16 protein-coding genes are annotated in these 18,936 nt (G+C 69.9%); 7 read left to right on the top strand and 9 right to left on the bottom strand.

The window, feature by feature from the left end:
- Positions 1–100: 100 nt before the first annotated feature.
- The 5 genes from BCF44_RS21365 (at position 101) to BCF44_RS21345 (ending at position 7,327) form a co-directional block, all read left to right on the top strand.
- A complete protein-coding gene (locus BCF44_RS21365) occupies positions 101–1,849 on the top strand; it encodes a coagulation factor 5/8 type domain-containing protein (RefSeq protein WP_211353137.1) in 1,749 nt (582 codons plus the stop codon).
- Positions 1,850–1,961: 112 nt separating this feature from the next.
- On the top strand, positions 1,962–4,190 hold the full coding sequence (locus tag BCF44_RS21360; RefSeq protein WP_116176132.1) for a hypothetical protein: 2,229 nt from the start codon (positions 1,962–1,964) through the stop codon (positions 4,188–4,190).
- A 64-nt stretch (positions 4,191–4,254) separates the two neighbouring features.
- Entirely contained in the window at positions 4,255–5,688 is a 1,434-nt protein-coding gene (locus tag BCF44_RS21355; protein WP_116176435.1) for an FAD-dependent oxidoreductase, read from the top strand.
- Positions 5,685–6,728: a hypothetical protein gene (locus tag BCF44_RS21350; protein WP_116176131.1), complete on the top strand. Its 1,044-nt coding sequence runs from the start codon at positions 5,685–5,687 to the stop codon at positions 6,726–6,728. Before BCF44_RS21355 ends, BCF44_RS21350 begins: the two co-directional genes overlap by 4 nt.
- 8 nt (positions 6,729–6,736) lie before the next feature.
- A complete protein-coding gene (locus tag BCF44_RS21345; RefSeq protein WP_116176130.1) occupies positions 6,737–7,327 on the top strand; it encodes a TetR/AcrR family transcriptional regulator in 591 nt (196 codons plus the stop codon).
- Here the strand turns inward: BCF44_RS21345 and BCF44_RS21340 are convergent, their stop codons facing one another.
- From BCF44_RS21340 to BCF44_RS21320, 5 genes are read right to left on the bottom strand one after another with little or no spacing between them, the layout of a single operon-like run.
- Positions 7,328–8,326, bottom strand: a complete 999-nt coding sequence (locus BCF44_RS21340; RefSeq protein WP_116176129.1) for a glycoside hydrolase family 5 protein — start codon at positions 8,324–8,326, stop codon at positions 7,328–7,330.
- A gap of 11 nt (positions 8,327–8,337) precedes the next feature.
- Positions 8,338–10,089 (bottom strand): glycoside hydrolase family 35 protein, encoded by a 1,752-nt coding sequence (locus BCF44_RS21335; RefSeq protein ID WP_116176128.1) that lies wholly within the window; start codon positions 10,087–10,089, stop codon positions 8,338–8,340.
- Positions 10,090–10,129: 40 nt separating this feature from the next.
- Entirely contained in the window at positions 10,130–11,476 is a 1,347-nt protein-coding gene (locus BCF44_RS21330; protein WP_116176127.1) for an ABC transporter substrate-binding protein, read from the bottom strand.
- Between the two features lie 31 nt (positions 11,477–11,507).
- Complete coding sequence (locus BCF44_RS21325) at positions 11,508–12,317, bottom strand: carbohydrate ABC transporter permease (RefSeq protein ID WP_379797680.1); 810 nt, start codon at positions 12,315–12,317, stop codon at positions 11,508–11,510.
- A gap of 50 nt (positions 12,318–12,367) precedes the next feature.
- Positions 12,368–13,285, bottom strand: coding sequence for a carbohydrate ABC transporter permease (locus BCF44_RS21320; protein WP_170217661.1), 918 nt, complete (start codon positions 13,283–13,285; stop codon positions 12,368–12,370).
- A gap of 138 nt (positions 13,286–13,423) precedes the next feature.
- Here BCF44_RS21320 and BCF44_RS21315 point away from each other — a divergent pair, with 138 nt between their 5' ends.
- A complete protein-coding gene (locus BCF44_RS21315) occupies positions 13,424–14,413 on the top strand; it encodes a LacI family DNA-binding transcriptional regulator (protein ID WP_116176125.1) in 990 nt (329 codons plus the stop codon).
- On the opposite strand, the gene BCF44_RS21310 is transcribed toward BCF44_RS21315, so the two are convergent.
- From BCF44_RS21310 to BCF44_RS21300, 3 genes are read right to left on the bottom strand one after another with little or no spacing between them, the layout of a single operon-like run.
- Positions 14,403–15,095 (bottom strand): TSUP family transporter, encoded by a 693-nt coding sequence (locus BCF44_RS21310; protein WP_116176124.1) that lies wholly within the window; start codon positions 15,093–15,095, stop codon positions 14,403–14,405. The genes BCF44_RS21315 and BCF44_RS21310 overlap by 11 nt on opposite strands.
- A gap of 15 nt (positions 15,096–15,110) precedes the next feature.
- Entirely contained in the window at positions 15,111–16,271 is a 1,161-nt protein-coding gene (locus BCF44_RS21305; protein ID WP_116176123.1) for a sulfotransferase family protein, read from the bottom strand.
- Positions 16,272–16,275: 4 nt separating this feature from the next.
- Positions 16,276–17,472 carry a hypothetical protein gene (locus tag BCF44_RS21300; RefSeq protein WP_116176122.1) on the bottom strand — a complete coding sequence of 399 codons (1,197 nt, stop codon included), beginning with the start codon at positions 17,470–17,472 and terminating at the stop codon, positions 16,276–16,278.
- 71 nt (positions 17,473–17,543) lie between these two features.
- Between BCF44_RS21300 and BCF44_RS21295 the strand changes: the two genes are divergently transcribed.
- Positions 17,544–18,443, top strand: coding sequence for a helix-turn-helix domain-containing protein (locus BCF44_RS21295; protein ID WP_116176121.1), 900 nt, complete (start codon positions 17,544–17,546; stop codon positions 18,441–18,443).
- Here BCF44_RS21295 and BCF44_RS21290 read toward each other — a convergent pair.
- Positions 18,412–18,888, bottom strand: a complete 477-nt coding sequence (locus tag BCF44_RS21290) for a nuclear transport factor 2 family protein (RefSeq protein WP_116176120.1) — start codon at positions 18,886–18,888, stop codon at positions 18,412–18,414. The two genes, BCF44_RS21295 and BCF44_RS21290, sit on opposite strands and share 32 nt — an antisense overlap.
- Between the last annotated feature and the right edge of the window lie 48 nt (positions 18,889–18,936).

Here is an 18,936-nt window from a genome sequence, read left to right as displayed (position 1 = left end):
AAGGCGTGTATTGACGCACCTCCCGACCACTCGTAGCATTCGCCCTCGTCGGGTCCGCCAACTGACACCGTCCTCGCTCCCGCGACGCTGGAGGACCCCAGTGGCCCGTAACGGAACCATCGCCTTTGCCGCGGTGGCCGCCTTGACCCTGTCCGTGCTCGGCTCGGTGCCGGCGGCCGGCGCCGCGCCGCAGACCCCCTCGGCCACACCGGACTTCGGCCCGAACGTGACGGTGTTCGACCCGTCCATGTCGGCATCTACGATTCAGAGCAAGCTGACCTCCGTCTTCAACGCGCAGCAGTCCTCGCAGTTCGGCACCGCCCGCACCGCGCTGCTGTTCAAGCCGGGCTCGTACAACGTGGACGCCAACCTCGGCTTCTACGAGGAGGTCGCCGGCCTCGGCCTGACCCCCGGCCAGGTCACCATCAACGGCCAGGTGCACGTCGAGGCCGACTGGGACGGCGGCAACGCCACGCTGAACTTCTGGCGTGACGCCGAAGGCCTGACCATCAACCCGCCCGGCGGCACCGACACCTGGGCCGTGTCCCAGGCCGACCCGCTGCGGCGCGTGCAGGTCAACGGCAACCTCAAGCTGGACGACGGCGGCTGGTCCTCCGGCGGCTTCCTCGCCGACTCCCGTGTCACGGGCCAGGTGCAGTCCGGCAGCCAGCAGCAATGGCTATCCCGCAACGACCAGATCGGCAGCTGGGCCGGCAAGAACTGGAACATGGTGTTCTCAGGCGTGCAGGGTGCTCCCCCGTCGAACTCGTTCCCGAACCCGCCCTACACCGCTGTCGCGCAGTCCCCGGTGATCGCCGAGAAGCCGTACCTGTACGTCGACAGTGCCGGCAACTACAACGTGTTCGTGCCGGCGCTGCGGAACAACAGCTCGGGCACGTCGTGGGCGAACGGCAACCCGGCCGGCAACTCGCTGCCGATCAGCCAGTTCTACATCGTCAAGCCGGGTGACACCGCCTCGACGATCAACGCGCAGCTGGCCGCCGGCAAGAACCTCATCGTCACGCCCGGCATCTACCACCTCAACCAGACGCTGAATGTCAGCCGCCCCGACACCGTCGTGCTGGGCCTGGGCATTGCGACCCTCGTGCCGGACAACGGCATCACCGCCATCTCCGTGGGCGACGTCAACGGCGTGAAGATCGCCGGCCTGCTGATCGACGCCGGCACCACCAGCTCGCAGTCGCTGGTCCAGGTCGGCCCGGCCGGCTCGACGGCCAGCCACGCCGCCGATCCGACCGTGCTGTCCGACGTGCACTTCCGCATCGGCGGCGCGACCGTCGGCAAGGCCAAGCAGTCGCTGGTCGTCAACAGCAACAACGTGATCACCGACGACACCTGGATCTGGCGGGCCGACCACGGCAACGGCGGCACGGTCGGCTGGAACACCAACACCGCCGCGAACGGCCTGGTGGTCAACGGCAACAACGTCACCGCGTACGGCCTGTTCGTCGAGCACTACCAGCAGTACCAGACGATCTGGAACGGCCAGGGCGGCAAGACGATCTTCTACCAGAGCGAGATGCCGTACGACCCGCCGAACCAGGCGGCCTACATGAACGGCTCGACCAAGGGCTGGGCCTCCTACAAGGTGGGCGCGAACGTCACCAGCCACGAGGCGTGGGGGCTCGGCGTCTACTGCCTGTTCCTCAATGACGCCAGCATCTCCAACGCCCACGCCATCGAGACACCGAGCACCGGCGTCAAGTTCCACGACATGGTGACGGTGATGCTCGGCAGCAACGCCGGCACGATCACGCACATCGTCAACAACACCGGGGCCGCGGCCGGTCCGGGACACACCGTCCAGGACCTCGTCAGCTTCCCGTGACCCCTGGGGGTTGTCGAACCGCGCAGGTCTGACCTGCGCGGTTCGGCATCCCCCTCGTCCAACCGGGTGCACGCCGATGCCGCCGGACGCTGCCGCGTGACACCATGCCGTCGTGGCCGATGCCGAGGGGCTCCAGCGGATCTCAGCCGGCACCGATCGGGACAAGTCCCGCGCGACGATCGTCGAACAGAACCTATCCCGCATGGTCGACCGGGGACTCGCGACCGAGGAGATCAAGTCCGCGCTCGACCGCGGGAAGATCGACGTCGAGTCCGTTCGGACGGCGGCCATGGCGGCTCCCGAGGAAATGCTCGGCCCGGCCGAGGCCGCGCTGCGACGGCTGGTCGAGCCGCCGGTGCTGAGTCTCGACGTGTTGGGCTCGGCCCGCATTTCCGTCGCCACCCTCGCGCTGGCAGCCCTCCGGGCGCTGCCCCGGCATCCGGTCATCGCCGCCATCGCGGTGGCGTTTGCCGTTTCCGTCATCTGGGACGGTGTGACGGCGACCTGGTCGCAGGACGCCAGAGGAGCGGCCGCGACGATCAGCTTGCTGATCCCGGTGGCCATGTACTTCGGCCTGAAGGCATGGAACAGGAGCGACGAGGCCGCGGCGCGGCGGTCACACGATGAGGACGTCGCACGACTGCTCGCCGAATGGCAGCAGGAACTGCTCGACAAGGGCGTCCTTCCCGTCCTGCGGGCATTGGTCAACAACCGGCTCCCCGCACCCCTGCGCATCGTTCTCAACGTCGTGGAGGCGCCGGCCCTGGATCGCCCCACCGACGCGACCACCATCACGCCGACGAGCTCGATCCGCCGGTTCCAGGAGATCGCGGGGCGGATGCACGGCGGCACCGTCGGCATCGCGGGGCCGCGCGGCGTCGGCAAGAGCACCTTGATCGCACACGAGCTCAATCGCGATCCCGCCCCGGTCAAACTCTTCGTCACCGCCCCGGTGCACTACGAGGCCCGCGACTTCGTCCTGCACCTCTACGCCTGCCTGTGCAGCGCCGTCATCGACCTCGTCTGCCCGAGGAGAACGATGGCGGATTTGCGATCGGCACAGCGGCGGCTCGCCGCGTCGACCGCCGCACTGGCCGTGTTGGCCGCCACCGGCGCCGCAGCCGTGTGGTTGACCTGGCCGGGCAGAATCTTCTCGCTCGACTTGTTCGGCACCACCTTTCACACCGGCCGGTCCTCTACGATCGCCTTGCTGTTCTCCGCCGTCGTCGCCGTCGCCGCGCTTGTCATGATTCCCGTACTGATCGCCGGACTGCGGCGCACCCGGCGCAGGCTCCTCAGTCAGGTCAGTCACCCCGGCCTGCTCACGGCAATCGGACTGCCCGCCCGCGAGAACCTCGCCCGGATCCGCTTCCTCCAGACCACCACCTCCGGGTGGTCGGGCAAGCTCGCGCTGCCGGTGAACGCCGAGGCCGGCTGGACCCGGACGGTCCAGTCCGCCCAGCGCGCCCTGACCTACCCGGAGATCGTGGCCGAGCTGCGGGACTTCCTCGCGTCGGTGGTGTCGGCCTTCCGGCTCTTCGCACCCGGCTGCGTCGTGCTCATCGCCGTCGACGAGCTGGACAAGATCGAGTCCGCCGAGCTGGCCCAGCAGTTCCTCAACGAGATCAAGGGCGTGTTCGGCGTCGAGGGGACGCGCTTTTGGGTGTCGGTCTCCGACGACGCCCTGGCCGCCTACGAACGCCGGGGAACCGCCGTCCGGGACGCCTTCGACAGCGCCTTCGACGAGATCGTCCGCGTCGAGCACCTCAAGCTCGCCGACACCCTGGACCTGCTGCGCCGCCGGGTGGTCGGTGTGCCCGAACCGTTTCTCGACCTGGTGCACTGCCTGTCCGGCGGTCTGGCCCGCGACGTCGTCCGGGTGGCCCGTTCGATGATCGGGCACGGGCATCCGACCAACCCTCCTGGCCTGGCCGCCGTGTGCTCGGCGCTGGTCGAGGAGGACCTCCGCCGCGTCGGCCACGGCCTCCAGGTGGCGGCGGGCCGTGTGCCCGACACCGACGACACCACCCACTATCTGCGGGTCATCAGGTCCCTTCGGGCCGATCCGCAGGAACTGCTGGACGCCGCCCGTGTCCTCGACGGCATCGCCGCCGACACCGCCGTCGCCGAGCTGTCGGCGCTGGCTCGGCAGAGCGCCGCGTTCGCCTACCACGACGCCACCCTGCTCGAACTGGCTTCTGTCGACCTGGAGGCTGCCGATGCCAAGGCGCACCTGGACTTGCTTGCCGACTCCCGGCAGGCCCTCAGCGCCCATCCGCGCCTGGCCGTCATCATGATCGACGATTTCCGCACCGAGTTCGGCCTACCGCCGCTGGGTTGACACCCACCGACGTCATTCATACATTGGGTGCCCGTCTGTATGAATGACGAGGGAGTTGGTCCGGGTGCAGCTCGGCAAGACCGCCGTCGTCCTGGGTGGCAGCGCCGCCGGCCTGTGCAGCGCGGGGGCGCTCGCCCCGTACTTCGACCAGGTGTTGGTGCTGGAACGCGACGTGCTGCCGGCGGCGGCCGAGCACCGGCGCGGGGTGCCGCAGAGCAAGCATCCGCACTTCCTGCTGAACTCCGGCCGGCGTGCGATCGGGGCGCTGTTCCCGGGCTTCGAGGACGACCTGATCGCGGCGGGCGGCCTGCACCTCATGCCGTCGATGGACGCGGCCTACCTCGACGGGGCGGGCTGGTCGGCCCGCAAACGCAGCGCGATGACGATGATCTACGGCTCGCGGATCCTGATCGAACGCGTGCTGCGCGACAAGGTGCGAACGCTGGCGAACGTGGTCGTACGCGAGGGCGTCACGGTGACGGGCCTGACCACCCGCGACGGCCGCGTCAGCGGCGTCGACCTAGGCGAGGAGCATCTCGACGCCGACCTCGTGGTGGACGCGATGGGCCGTGGCTCCGCGGTCGGCCAATGGCTGGTGGCAAAGGGCTGGCCGGAAGCCGAGGTGCAGACCCTCGACGCCAAGGTCACCTACACCTCACGCTGGTACGACCTGCCCACGCCGCGCCCCGCCTCCTGGTGGTGGCAGCACCTGGTGATCATGCCGACCCCGGACAAGCGCCGGCACCCGCCCGAGCACGAGTTCCTGGTCAACTTCTTCCCGATCGAGGGCAACCGGGTCATCGCCTGCATGGGCTCGTGGGGCCTGGACATGCCGCGCAGTACCGAAGAGTTCGTCGAGTCGGCAACCCGGGTGCGGACGCCGCTGTTCGCGGCGGCGATGGACCGCTGCACCCCGACCTCCGAGGTGCACCTGACCCGGTCGGCCGGCAACAAGTGGCGACGCTACGACCGCCTGCGCACGCCACCGCGAGGCCTGGTGTTCATCGGCGACTCGATCTGCGCGTTCAACCCGTTCTACGCCCAGGGCATCAGCTCCGCGTCGGGGTCCGCGCTGTTGCTGCGGGAGCACCTCGCCCGCGGTCTCGACGACCACTTCGCCGCGCGATTCCTTGCGGCGCAACGGAAGCTGCTCCGCGTGCCGTGGTCCCTCGCGATGGCCCGGGATCAGGGCTACGAATGCGCGGTGGGCACCGAGAAGCCGCCCGAGTGGCGACGCCGCCTCCTCGCGGCGGTGTCCGGCCCGGCGTTCAGCTTCATCGTCGGCGCGGCCCGTGAGGACGAGGTCGTCGACGAGCACTTCGCCAAGGTGTTCAACATGGACGAGTCGCTGGGCCAGATGATGCGCAACCCCAGGGTGCTCGCGGGATTCCTGCGCCACTACGTCCGCCGGACGCTGGGCCGGCAACGGGTTCCGTTCGACTTCGATCCCCAGGCCGAGCCGCCGGCCAAGGACTACTCCACCGTGGCGGCGCGATGAGCGTCGACTGCGGATCGGCGGCGGAGGCCGTCACCCGGGGCCTCGGCTTCGACTGCCAGGACGTCTCGCCGGTGGTGTCGGTCCGCTTTCCGTGGCAGCTGACCAACTGGACGATGCCGCTGCTGGAGGTGCTCGTCATCGGCGGCGCGATCTTCGCGCTGGTGCACGCGGTGCGCCGCTACCGCGACGGTGATCGGGTCAACCTGGCGCTGTGGTTCGCCTCGCTGGTCTATCTCCTCGTCACCGAGCCGCCGCTGTACTTCCCGGAGTGGTTCGGGCTCGACCAGATCTACGGTTTCATCTTCGCCCACAACCGGTTCACCGTGCAGTTCATGTGGGACCGGCTGCCGCTCTACATCGTGGCCTTCTACCCGATGTTCACCCAGCTCGCCTACGAGACCGTGCGTTCGCTCGGCGTTTTCCGAAGGCGCGGTCCGCTGCTCGGTTCGGTGGCGGTCGCCTTCGTATGCCAGGTGTTCTACGAGGTCTTCGACCAGATCGGACCGCAGCTGCGGTGGTGGGCCTGGAACCCCGGCAACGTCATCGTCAACCAGCCGGCGCTGGCCTCGGTGCCGATGACCAGCATGCTGCTGTTCGCCTCGGTCTCGATCGCCGCCCTGACCTACCTCGTCGTGCGGTTGGCCGGCAACGGCCGGCTGGTGCCACGCATCCTGCTGGCCGGTGTCCTCACGCCGTTGGCGATGGCGATCGCCGGCATCCCGTCCAGCCTCTTCCGGGGGAATGTCACGGCGCAGGCCTGGGTGCTCGGCGTCGAGCTGGCGGCGGTCTGGCTGGCCGGCGGCTGGATCATCGCCACCACGCCACGATCCGCCGAGCCGGTGTCCGCCTTCGCGCGGTTCTACCCCGCCGTCTACCTGGGAGTCATGGCGCTGTTCTGGCTCAGTGCCCTGCCGGTCGACCACGGCAGCGGCCTGTACGCGCTGGCCTGTTTCGTCGGGGCCGGACTCGTGCTGGCCGCGCTCTACCGGGTGCGGAGCCGGGGCACCTGCCGCCGTCTGAGGCAGCCCGCTCGGGGATGATGGGCCGCATGGGGTACCACGGATGGCAGGGCAACCCGCCCCGGACCGAGGACGAGGCACGCCGCCGTATCGTCGACGCGGCGACGGCGTGCCTCGACCGGGTCGGGCTGGCCAAGACCAGCCTGTCGGACATCGCGGCCGAGGCCGGCGTGACCCGGCAGACCGTCTACCGGTACTTCCCCCGCCTGCCGGACATCCTCAGCGCCGTCGCCATCGCCGGCGTCGAGGCGTTCGCCGAACGGATGGAACGGCACCTCGCCACCTTCGGCAGCCCGGCCGAGGTCGCCGTCGAATCGGTGCTGTTCAGCCTCCAGGCAGTCCCCAGCGAGCCCCATCTGGGCCTGCTGCTGGAGGCCGGCGAGGGCGACATCTTCACCGGCGCGGTCACCTCGCCGCAGTCCTTCGCCCTCGGCGCGCGCATCCTCCAGAACGTGCCGGTCGACTGGGCGGCCGCCGGAGTCAGCACCGATGAGGACTTCCTCGGGCTGGCCGAGATCCTGATGCGGCTGTTCCTGTCTTTCCTCCAGTACCCGTCCTACCACGACGACGAGCTGCGGGCTCTCGTCGGCCGCTGGCTCGGACCGGCGCTGCGCGGCTGACTACCGGTGCCAGGCCCAGGCCAGCCGGTCGGCGCCGCTGGCGTTGTTGACGGTCAGGGACAGCGCGGTGCCGCTGCCGTGCAGCGTGGTCAGCGAGTAGGTGTCGCCGGTACGCAGGCCCGGCCAGTACACCGACCCCATCTGGAGCTGGCGCAGCCGGTTCGTCACGGACTGGATGTACGCGATCTCGTTGGAGCCGTTGATCGGGCCGTCGTAGTTCAGGCCGGTGGTCATGCTCGCGCCGAACTCGTCCAGGATCGTGCGCGACGAGCAGTTCCCGAGCCGCTGGTCGAAGTCGGCCGTCCACTGCTGCGGGTCGGTCCAGGTGCTGTGCCAGAAGCCGTAGAAGTGCAGCGCGAGGTGGGTGCCGTTGAGCCGACTGTCCGCGCACACCGACTTGACGTCGTCGGCGTAGCCGGTGCCGTCGACGACGACCCGGTCGCGCGGCACGTTCCGGTACGTGGACAGCCAGGACGCGACGATCCCGGTCCATTCCTGGCTGGTGTAGCCGAACGGCTCGTTCATCGGCTCGAAGTAGACGCTGCCGTTGCCGGCGTACTTCGAGGTGATCCGCTGCCACATCGCGTTGAACGTGGTGGTGTCGTCGATGCGGCCGTCCTTGGCGTTCGGCGCCTCCCAGTAGCCCAGGATCACCTTGAAGCCCTTGGCGGTCGCCGCGTCGATGGCCCCGGTGTAGGAGTTCCAGAACGGACCGTTGACGGAGGTCGGGTTCACCGGCAGGCGCACCGTGTTGGCCCCGACCTTCGACCGGAACTGGCCGATCACCGCACTGGCCTTGGCATAGGTGGTGGCGTAGCTGTCCGCCGTGGACAGTCCGGACGGCACGACCGCGTCGGAGGCGTAGTTGTCACGCGGATCGGCCCAGTTCACGCCGCGGAAGTCGCCGGTGGTCGCGGCGTTCGCGACGGGCCCGGCGACGGTGATCAGGCCCGCCGCGCAGCAGGCGGCGGCGAGCAGTCGGGCGAGCGAAGAGTTCATCGGGGATCTCCTCAGGCTTCGGTGTGGCCGAGATGCGCGTGCGGCGCGCAGCGGACCACGGGGTCGAGCATCGTGTCCAGTTCGAGCACGACGACGTCGTTGGCGCCGGCCCGGACCAGCGGTGCGGGCACGTAGAGCGTTCGCTGCGGGCCGCGGCGCCAGTAGCGGCCGAGCAGGAACCCGTTGAACCAGACCATTCCCTTGCCCCAGCCGGCGGTGTCGAGGAACAGGTCCGTCGACTCCGGCACCGTGAGCCGGCCGCTGACGACCACCGGACCGGCCAGCGGCCCGGTGACCTCGGCACCGTCGGCGCTGCCGGGACGGCGATCCGGCAGCGCCGCGGCGTCGATCGGGAGCACGTCCCAATCGGTCAGCGGCCGCCCGTTCAGGCTGACGCCGTCGATGACCCCCTTGGGCTCCCCCAGTCGCGGGCCGTAGTCGACGCGGCCGAGGTCCTCGATCAGCAGCGTCAGCTCGCCCTCGGTCAGCGGCAGCTCGAGGGCTCGGTCGTGGTGCTCGCGCAGCAACGTCCCGAGCCGCACGCCGTCGAGGAAAACCGTGACACGGTCCCGGATCTCGCCGAAGACGAGCACGCCGGGGCCGTCGTCGTCGATCGTGGTGCGGGCCAGGGCCAGATGCGGAGTGGGCGCCAGCTCGTCGAAGGTGGGCAGCTGTTCGTGCGTCTGCCACGTTCCCCACCGCTCCGCGTTGGCCAGCAACAGGATCGGCTCGTGCAGGGACGCGACCGGCGTGGGCAGCGGCCCCGCCGGCGGCGGCACGCTGTCGGGAACCTTGTGGTACCGCGCGATGACGTCCCGGAACGCGTGGTATTTGGCGGTGGGATTGCCGGCCTCGTCCAACGGCGCGTCGTAGTCGTAGGACGTGACCAGCGGCTGGTAGGTACCCTTGTCGTTGGCGCCGCTGGTGAGCCCGAAGTTGGTGCCACCGTGGAACATGTAGATGTTGACCGACGCGCCGGCGGCCAGCAGCGCGTCCAACTCCGCCGCGGAATCCTCCGCGGACGTCGTGTGGTGGTGCGAACCCCAGTTGTCGAACCAGCCGCACCAGAACTCGCTGCACATCAGCGGGCCGGTGGGCTGCTGGGTGCGCAGGATCGCCAGCCGCTCGGCGGCGCGCGACCCGAACGACGCCGTCCGGTGCAGCCCGTCCAGGCTGCCCGCGGCGAGCATGTCGTCCAGCGGTTGGTCCACTGTGGTCAGTGGCACCGTGACGCCGGCCTCGCGGGTGTAGCGGGTGAGCTCCGCGAGGTAGCGCTTGTCGCTGCCGTAGGCCCCGTACTCGTTCTCGATCTGGACCAGGATCACCGGGCCGCCCCGGTCGATCTGGCGGGGCACGACCACGCGGTACACCTGCCTCAGGTATTCCCGAACGGCGTCGAGATACCGGGGCTCCGAGCTGCGGACACCCTCGCCGGGCAGCCACACCGGCAGCCCGCCGTTGGCCCACTCGGCGCAGATGTACGGCCCCGGCCGCACGATCGCGTGCATGCCGGCGTCCGCGATCAGGCCGAGGAACCGGTCCAGGTCCAGGCCGCCGGACAGGTCGAACGTGCCGCGCTCGGGGGCGTGGGCGTTCCACGGCACGTACGTCTCGATGGTGTTCAGGCCCATCCGGCGGGCCTTGTCGATCCGGTCCGCCCACTGCTCCGGGTGCACCCGGAAGTAGTGCAGGGCGCCGGACAGGATCCGGAACGGCTGCCCGTCGAGCAGGAAGTCCCGCTCGCCGATCGCGAACTCGGCCATGCGTGGTCGTGCCTCCCCAAAATCGATCAGCCCAGGTAGATCAGCCGGCGCTGGCGGTGAAGCCCTGCTGGTTGCCGTAGTCGACGAGCGCGGACTGCCAGGCCTTCAGGCCGTCGCCGATGGCGGTGCCGTTGAGGTAGGACTTGCCGACGGTGTCGACGTAGATGCTGTTGGCGTAGAGCTGGTAGGGCAGGTAGCTCCAGCCCTTGGCGACCGCGCCGCTGGCGGCGGTGAGCACCTGGTTGACCTTCTGCCCGCCGAAGTACGGGTCGGCGGCGTCCAGGAACGACGGCGAGTTCAGGTCGGCCGTGGTGGACGGGAAGCCGCCGCTGGCGATGAACGGCTTGACGCCGTTGCCGTGGTTGAGCCAGCGCACGAACGCCGCGGCCAACTCCGGGTGCTGGCTCTGCTTGAGCACCGACTGCGCGCTGCCGCCATTCTCCGCGCTGACCGGCTGGCCGTCGTAGGTCGGCATCGGCGCGACCGCCCACTTGCCGCTGCCCGCGGTCACCGAGGACTTGAACACGCCGGGCATCCAGGCGCCGGTGACCAGGGTGGCGATCGTGCCGTCACCGAGCGCGCGGTACCAGTCGTCGCTCCAGCCCTTGACGGTGGACAGCAGCTTGCCCTGGACCAGCTGGTCCCAGACCTTGGTCCACTTCTGCGCGCCGGGGTCGTTCAGGTTGATCTTGACGTTGCGGCCGTCCGTGCCGAACGGGTGGCCGCCAGCCTGCCAGATCATGCTGGTGGTGAAGCCGGCGTCGCCGGTGTCGGAGGTGATGAACTTGGTCGGGTCGGCGGCGTGCAGCTTCTTGGCCGCGTCCACGTACTCGTCCCAGGTCTTCGGCACGGCGATGCCGTACTTGTCGAAGTCCGCCTTGTTGTAGAACAGCGCCATCGGGCCGGAGTCCTGCGGCAGCCCGTACAGGCCGTTGCCGACGTTGACACTGCTCCAGGTCGAGGCCGTGTAGTCCTTCTGGAACGCGCCGAAGCCGTACTGGTTCAGGTCGGCCAGCGCGCCGGTCAGCGCGAACTGCGGCAGCGCCTGGTACTCGATCTGGGCGACGTCGGGACCGCCGGAGCCGGCCTTCACCGCGTTCTGGAGCTTGGTGTACTGGTCGTTGCCGGTGCCGGCGTTGACCAGGTTGACCTTGACCTTCGGGTACTCCTTCTCGAACGCCTCGACCTGGGCCTTGGCCGACGGGGTCCAGGTCCAGTACGTGATCGTGCCGCCGGCCTGGAGCGCGGCGTCGACGGCGTCCTGGGTGCCGGTGGCCTTGGCCGAGCCCGGATCCGACCCGGGCGAGCCGCAGGCGGCCAGGGCCGCGGTCGACAGGAGGGCGGCGGCCAGTGCGGCGACGACGCGGTGGCGGCGCGGTGGTGCCATCGGAGAAATCCCTTCGCGACGGTGTGAGGGGTTACTGCTTGACGCTGCCCGCGGTCAGACCGGACTGCCAGAACCGTTGCAGGAACAGGAAAGCGATCACGAGCGGGACGATGGTGAGCAGCGATCCGGTGATCACCAGGTGGTAGATCGGCTGCGCGGCGGCGCCGACGGCCTGGGAGCTCCACTGGTTGAGCCCGACGGTGAGCGGGTACCAGTTCGGGTCGCTGAGCATGATGAGCGGCAGGAAGTAGTTGTTCCAGGTGGCCACCACCGCGAACAGCGCGACGGTGACGATGCCCGGCGCCAGCTGGCGCAGCGTGACGGCGAGGAAGATGCGCAGCTCGCCGGCGCCGTCGATGCGGGCCGCCTCCATCATCTCGTCGGGGATCGCGTCGGTGGCGTACACCCAGATCAGGTACAGGCCGAACGGGCTGATCAGCGACGGGAGGATCACCGCGAGCGGCGTGTCGATCAGGCCGAGCCGGCTGAACAGCAGGAAGGTCGGCACCGCGAGCGCCGTGCCCGGCACCGCGATCGCGCCCAGCACCACGGCGAACACCGCCTGCCGGCCGCGGAACCGGTACTTGGCCAGGCCGTAGCCGGCGGCCGTGGCCAGCACGGTCGCGCCGCCGGCGCCGACCACCACGTAGAGCAGCGTGTTTCCCAGCCAGCGCAGGAAGATCCCGTTGTTGTAGGTGAACGTCGACCCGATGTTGTCGAACAGGGCGAAGGTGCCGCCGAAGGACAGGCCCGGGGTGGACAGCAGGTCGGGCTGGGTCTTGGTGGCGCTGATCAGCAGCCACACCAACGGAATCAGCGAGTACAGCAGGTAGAGCGCCATCACGGCGGTCAGGGTGCGGGAGCGGCGGGGACGCAGCACGGAGCTCACGGTCAGCGCTCCTTCCGCTGGCCGCGCAGCTGCACGGCGTAGGCGATGACCGCCGTGATCACGCCCATCACGATCGCGACGGTGGCCGAGTAGTTGTACTGCTGGCCGCCGAAGGACAGGTTGTAGGCGTACATGTTCGGCGTGAAGTAGGTGGTGATCACGTTGGGCGCCAGGGTGCGCAGGATGTTGGGCTCGTTGAACAGCTGGAAGCTGCCGATGATGGAGAAGATGGTGGCGACCACGATCGCGCCGCGGATGGCCGGCAGCTTGACGCTGACGATCGTGCGCAGCGCGCCGGCGCCGTCGATGGCGGCGGCCTCGATCTGGTCGGGCGGAACCACCTTGAGCGCCGAGTAGAAGATCAGCATGTTGTAGCCGACGAACTCCCACGTCACGATGTTGCCGATGGACGTGAGGATCCAGTTGACGGACAACGGTTCCACCGCGTCGCGACCGAGCAGGTGGTTGAGGTCGGCGGCCAGTCCGAAGTGGTCGCCGTAGATGAAGCCCCACATCAGCACGGCCACCACGCCGGGCACCGCGTACGGCAGGAAGATCACCATCCGGAAGAAGCCGGCGGCGTGCAGCCGGGCGCTGTCGATGGCGAAGGCCGCGACCAGGGCCAGCAGCAGCATGATCGGCACCTGAACGGCCAGGAACAGCAGCACCCGGCCGAACGCCTCCCAGAACTTGGGGTCGCCCAGCGCCTGGGTGTAGTTGCCGAGGCCGACGAACACCGTGCCGCCGAAGAACGCCTGGTCGCGGAAGAGGCTCAGGCCGAAGGCGTAGACCAGCGGGGCCACGAACGTCAGCGCGAACACCGCCGCGAACGGGGCCACGAACGCCCAGCCGCGCCGGTGGTGGCGCCGGGTGAGCGCGCGGGCCGGCCGTGACCGCGCCGGCATCGCCGTGGACGTCATCGTCCCTCCGGATCGAAATGTTTACGTCAACATGAGGTGCGGCGAGGCTAACTTGTTGACGTAAACATGTCTAGAGTCGCTGTCGGAGGGGATGAGCCAGTGCGACAGAGTTCGGGCCAGCGCGGCCGGGGGCCGTCCATGGCCGACGTGGCGCGGGAGGCCGGCGTGTCCGGGCAGACCGTGTCGCGGGTGGCCAACGGCCGGACGAACGTGGACGCCGACACCCGGGAGCGGGTGCTCGACGCCATGCGCCGGGTCGGCTACCGGCCCAACAGCGCCGCCCGCGCCCTGCGCAACGGCCGGTTCCGCACCATCGGCGTGATCATCTCCTCGCTGTCCACCTTCGGCAACAGCCGCACCCTGGACGCCATCGCCGGGGCCGTCGCCGACGAGGGCTTCTCCATCGTGCTGATGACCGTGCCGCGGCACACCCAGGGCGAGGTCGCCGGGGCGTTCAGCCGGCTCAACGAGCAGGCCGTGGACGGCGTGATCATCCTGATCGAGCAGCACCAGCTGGACCAGAGCGAGATCGAGCTGCCGGCGGGGCTGCCCGTGGTGGTGATCGACTCCAATGCGCGGTACCCCTCCCCGGTGATCGACACCGCCCAGGCCGAGGGCGCAGCGTCGGCCACCCGGCACCTGCTGGAGCTGGGACATGCCACCGTCTGGCACATCGCCGGCCCGCCCCAGTCCTACGCCGCCGAGCGCCGGCTCAAGTCCTGGCAGGCGACCCTGGAGGCGGCCGGCCGGCCCGTGCCGCCGGTGCTGATCGGCGACTGGTCGGCGGATTCCGGCTACGAACACGGCCAGCGGCTCGCCGCCGATCCCTCCGTCACCGCCGTCTTCGCCGCCAACGACCAGATGGCGCTGGGAGTCCTCCGCGCCCTGCACGAGGTCGGCCGCCGGGTGCCAGACGACGTCAGCGTGGTCGGATTCGACGACATGGCCGAGGCCGCGAACTTCTGGCCGCCGCTCACCACCGTCCACCAGTCCTTCGACGACGTCGGCCGGCACGCCGTCGCCGCCCTCGTCGGCGAGATCGCCACCGGGCAGCCGGAATCCACGTTGATCCACGTCCCGACCGAGCTGGTGGTCCGGTCCAGCACCGCGCCGCCGCTCAGCCGGTGATCCCCCGCCACACCGCGAACACCCCGCCCGCGGCGGCCACCAGCAGGATGAGTTGACGGGTGCGGCCGGCCGGCAGCAGCTTGGCGACGAGGCTGCCGACCAGCCAGCCGGCCACCAGGCTCAGTGCGGCCCACCAGTCGATCGCCGGCCCGCCGATGGACACCAGCGTCGCGATGTTGAGTGTGATGCCGAAGACCTGAAGCGTCGGCCGGATCGATCGCTCCGGCCACCGGGCGTTGACGGCGTAGAGCGCGGCGACCGGGCCGGACATGCCGCCGAGCACGTTCATCAGCGCACTGGTGCCGCCGGCCATGATCACACCGCCGACGCCTCGCAGCCGATCCAGCCGCAGGCCGAGCGCGAGCGCGGCTGCCGAGGCCAAGGTGGTGACGCCGGCGCCGATCGTCACCACGTTCTTGTCGGCGTCGCGTAACAGCCACACCAGCAGCGGCGCCAACACAACCCCAGGCGCGGCGAGCAGCAGTCCGTCACGCAGCTTGACGTCGCGCCAGGTCGGCACGAGGATCGCCAGACTGACCACAGTGGACAGTGTCACGATCAGCCGCAGCCCGTCGGCCTGCCCGAGGGCGGCGATCAGCACCGGCCCGCAGATCAGCGCGAACCCGAAGCCCGCAACCGATTGCGCGACCGCGCCGGCGCCGACCGCCAACAGGACGATCATCACCGCGCCAGTGTCTCACCGGCCGTGCGCCCCCAGGTAGTCGGCGAAACGCTCGTCCACCTCCTCGCCGGTCAATCCGAAGTCCGACAACAGGTAGCGATGGGCCGGCCGGCGCTGGCCCGAGGAGTTGTCCGCGTGCATCGCCGCCATCGCGGATTCCGCACGTTCGGTCAGCGTCAGTCCGAAATGCGCGTAGATCGCCCGCACCGTCCCCATCGGATCGCCCACGAGATCGTCGTAGTGCACGTCGAAGAACTGCGCCGGATCGTGCTTGGCGCGGTCGGCGGTGAACCGCTCCAGGCCGCGGGCCCACAACTCGAACTGGTCCCGGCCGACGACTTCGCCGTCGAACACGGTCGACCAGCCGGCGCTGGCCTGCTGGTTCAGGCTGCACACCGACGCGATGGCCACCCGCGGCGACCGGTGCGTCTGGATCACCAGCGCGTCCGGGTACACGGCCAACAGGGCGTCGAGGGCGAACAGGTGGCTGGGATTCTTGAGCACCCATCGGCGATCGCGGTCGGGCAGCCCGATCAGCTGGAGGTTGCGGCGGTGCCGGCGGTACGCGCCGGTCCAGTCCTGGCCGTCCAGCCAGGCCGAGTAGGTCGGCAGGTGGGCCAGGCACTCGTACGAGATCGACCGCATCGACTGGCGCAGCAGCTGCCAGCACTCCTCCACCTCGTCGGCGGACATGTAGTGCAGCCCCATGAACTCCGGGTGCTCCACGTGATGCCGGCGATAGTTCTCCTCGATCGCCTGGAACACCGGGTTGCCGGCCCACGTCTCCCGCGGCGGCCGCGGCTGCGGCACCTCGGTGAGCCACACCTGGAGGCCCTGGTGCGCCGGATCCGCGCTGAGCAGGCGATGCAGCGCGGTGGTGCCGGTGCGGGGCAGGCCGGTCACGAAGATCGGCCGCTCGATCGGCACCTCGGCGTGCTCCGGATGCTGCCGCCACGCGGCCTCGCTGACCAGCCGGGCCACCAGCGCGCCCCGGAGGAAACTGCGCATCACCTTGTTGCCCAACGGAGTCAGCCGCGCGTCGCGGGCGTAGGACTCCAGCAGCACCGCGAGGCCGTCGCGGTAGTCGTCGTCGCCGAACTCCTCGAGTCCGGTGATCTTCGTCGCCGACGCGTGCAGATCCTCGACGGTGCCGACACTCTCCCGTCCGACGATCATCGCCTCAGCCCAGCATCCGGTCGGCGACGGCGGCCCGGCGCGCGGCGATCCGCGCGGCGTACTCCTGCGGCGTGACCCGCGCCTGCTCGTGGAACGGCAGCCGGTCCGGGAGTTCGTCCACCTTCACCACCTCCACCTCGGGCCCGTCCTCGCGGGTCAGCTGCCTGGACAGTCGCTGCCACCGGATCTGGAGATAGCCGCGGGCGTGGCCGGTGCACTCCAACCAGTTGGCCAGCCCGGGATCGCGCTCGGCGACGACGAACCGGATCTTGCCGTCCGGGTCGATCCGCGCCTGGTCGGCGGTGAGGCTGGTCTGGTGGTTGATGTAGTCCAGCGACACGTACCACATGCTGCCGAGCTGGAAGCCCTGATACGGCGCGTCCGACGCCGGCACGGTGACGATCATGGCCTGGTCCTCGGCGAGGTCGTAGTGGCCGACCGAGGAGAACTGGGTGCTCAGCCCGCCGGGCGTGGCCCGCGGCTCGGTCATCGTGTTGACCGGCAGCTTGAGGTAGAACCACTCGGGGAAGGCGAGGAACGTCCGCAGCCGGCTGAGCAGGATCTTGCCGGCGACGCCGTACCGTTTGGTGAGCACGTCTCGGGTCAGCGGCGGCGGCGCGTCGGTCGCGCCGGTCCGGTGGATGCGGATCTTGCCGGGCTGCTCGGCGTCCCAGTCGCTGAACACCTCCCGGACGACAAGCATCGCCGACCCGGGCCCGAGCGTGAAGTAGTTCGGGCCGGGATTCGCTTTCGCCGGCCCGAATCGCAGCTCGAAGGCGCCGTCGTCGCCGATCTCGATCGCCCGGTCGTCGAACGCGGTCAGGCTGTCCGGCACGTCGACCGGGGAGTAGTCCCCGTTGAGCACCTGGAAGCTCAGGTCGGCGGTGCTCCCCCGCCGGCCCGTCACCACGTACTCGCGGTCGTCGCGCAGATAGGCGTGGAAGTAGAGGGTGTCCGGGTTGTCCAGGCCCAGCTTGGTGTACGGGCCGGTGGACCGGACGAAGTACGGGAAGTCGCGCTGGTAGGCCCAGGCCAGTTGCAGCGACGCCCGGATGCTGCCGGCGAGGTAGTCGTAGCCCTCGACGAGGTCCTGCTCGGTCCGGATGTGCGGGGCGTCGGCGATGACCTTCTCCGCCTCGACGACGGCGTCCGCGAACGGCTGGGTGAGCACGGGGGCGACTCCCTTGACGCCTCGGGGCATCGGTACAAATATGGACCGATGCGGTACAGAACGCAGCACAGCCAGGCTAGAACGCGTTCTAGGCGTTGGCAATGGTGAGCCGGCAGTCGCCGCCGACCGACCGGGTCGTCGCGGTGCTGGACTTCATGGTCGCCCGCCGCGGCGAGCGCTTCGGCCTGTCCGAACTCGCCCGCGGCGTCGGCCTGGCCAAGCCCACCTGCCTGGGCATCGTGACCGCGCTGACCCGCGGCGGCTACCTGGTGCACGACGCCGTGACCAAGGCGTACGGGCTGGGGCCGGCGCTGATCGCCGCCGGCCGGGCGGCCCAGAACGACTTCACGGCGTCGGCGCTGGCCCGACCCGAGCTGGTGGAGTTGAGCGCCCGCTACGACACCGTGTGCGCGGCGTCCGCCGTGGTCGGCGAGCAGATCATGGTGCTGGAACGCACCGGTCCGACGCGGGCCGCCGCCACGATCAAGGTCGGCCAGACCTATCCGTTCGCGCCGCCGGTGGGCCTGATGTACGTGCTGTGGGGCGGCGACCGGGCCCTGGACGAGTGGCTGGCCCGGCCGCCGACGCTGCCGTCCCGGATCGACCGCGCGCACCTGCGGCAGGTCGTCGACGAGTGCCGGGAACGGGGCTATCTGGTGGAAAGCCTGTCCCCCGCCGGCCTGCGGCTGCACTCGCTGATGGCCGGCGTCGCCGCGTACGACCTGCCGGCGCAGGTGCGCGACCTGGTCGGCGAGATGGTGTCCAGCCTCGGCGAGCGGGTGTACCTCGGCGCGGACCTCGCCACCCGGCGCAGACATCCCGTGAGCCTGATCGCGGCGCCGACGTTCGACGCCGACGGCGCCCAGGAACTCGTGCTCACCCTGTACGTCGGCGGCGCCCTCACCGGCGCCGAGATCGCCCGGCGCGGCAACGCGCTCGCGGCCGCCGCCGACGCGGTCACCGAGCAGGTCAGCGGGCGGCGGCCCACCGGTTGGCGGTGATCTTGAAGCCCGGTATGTCCGCGAACGTGGACATCGCCTCGTAGGTGCGGTCGTAGCCGGTGTGGCTGATCCGCCACACGCCGTCCTCGCCTCGGCGGTAGCGGTCCTCGTAGAACGCGGAGCCCTGGATCACCACCTTGCGCTCGGTCGCGATCACCGTGTCCAGCATGTTCCAGGTGCCGGTCGCCTCGTCGCCGTCGACGTCGATCTCGGACTGGGCGGCGAAGTGCACGGTGATCACCTCCGGCCCCAGCCGGCGGCTCATGTACGTGGCGATCTCCTCCCGGCCGGCCAGCGCGATCCGGTCCCCGTACACCGGGGTGCCGTAGTCGGCGGTGGCGTCGACGGTCAGCGTCAGGGCGAACTCGGTCCAGCGCTTGAGGTCGAGGCTGCGCAGGTAGCGGTGTTTGAGCCGGCGGATCTCCTCGAGCGCGATCAGGTCCATCGGGGTCCTCCTCTGGCGGAAGTGGCGCCGTCCAGGTTCCGCCTTCGG

The organism is Kutzneria buriramensis (assembly GCF_003387475.1).
In the GTDB taxonomy this organism is placed as follows: Bacteria; Actinomycetota; Actinomycetes; order Mycobacteriales; family Pseudonocardiaceae; genus Kutzneria; species Kutzneria buriramensis.
The sequence above is the reverse complement of the archived record's forward strand: the minus strand, read 5'-3'. Positions and strand labels throughout refer to the sequence as shown.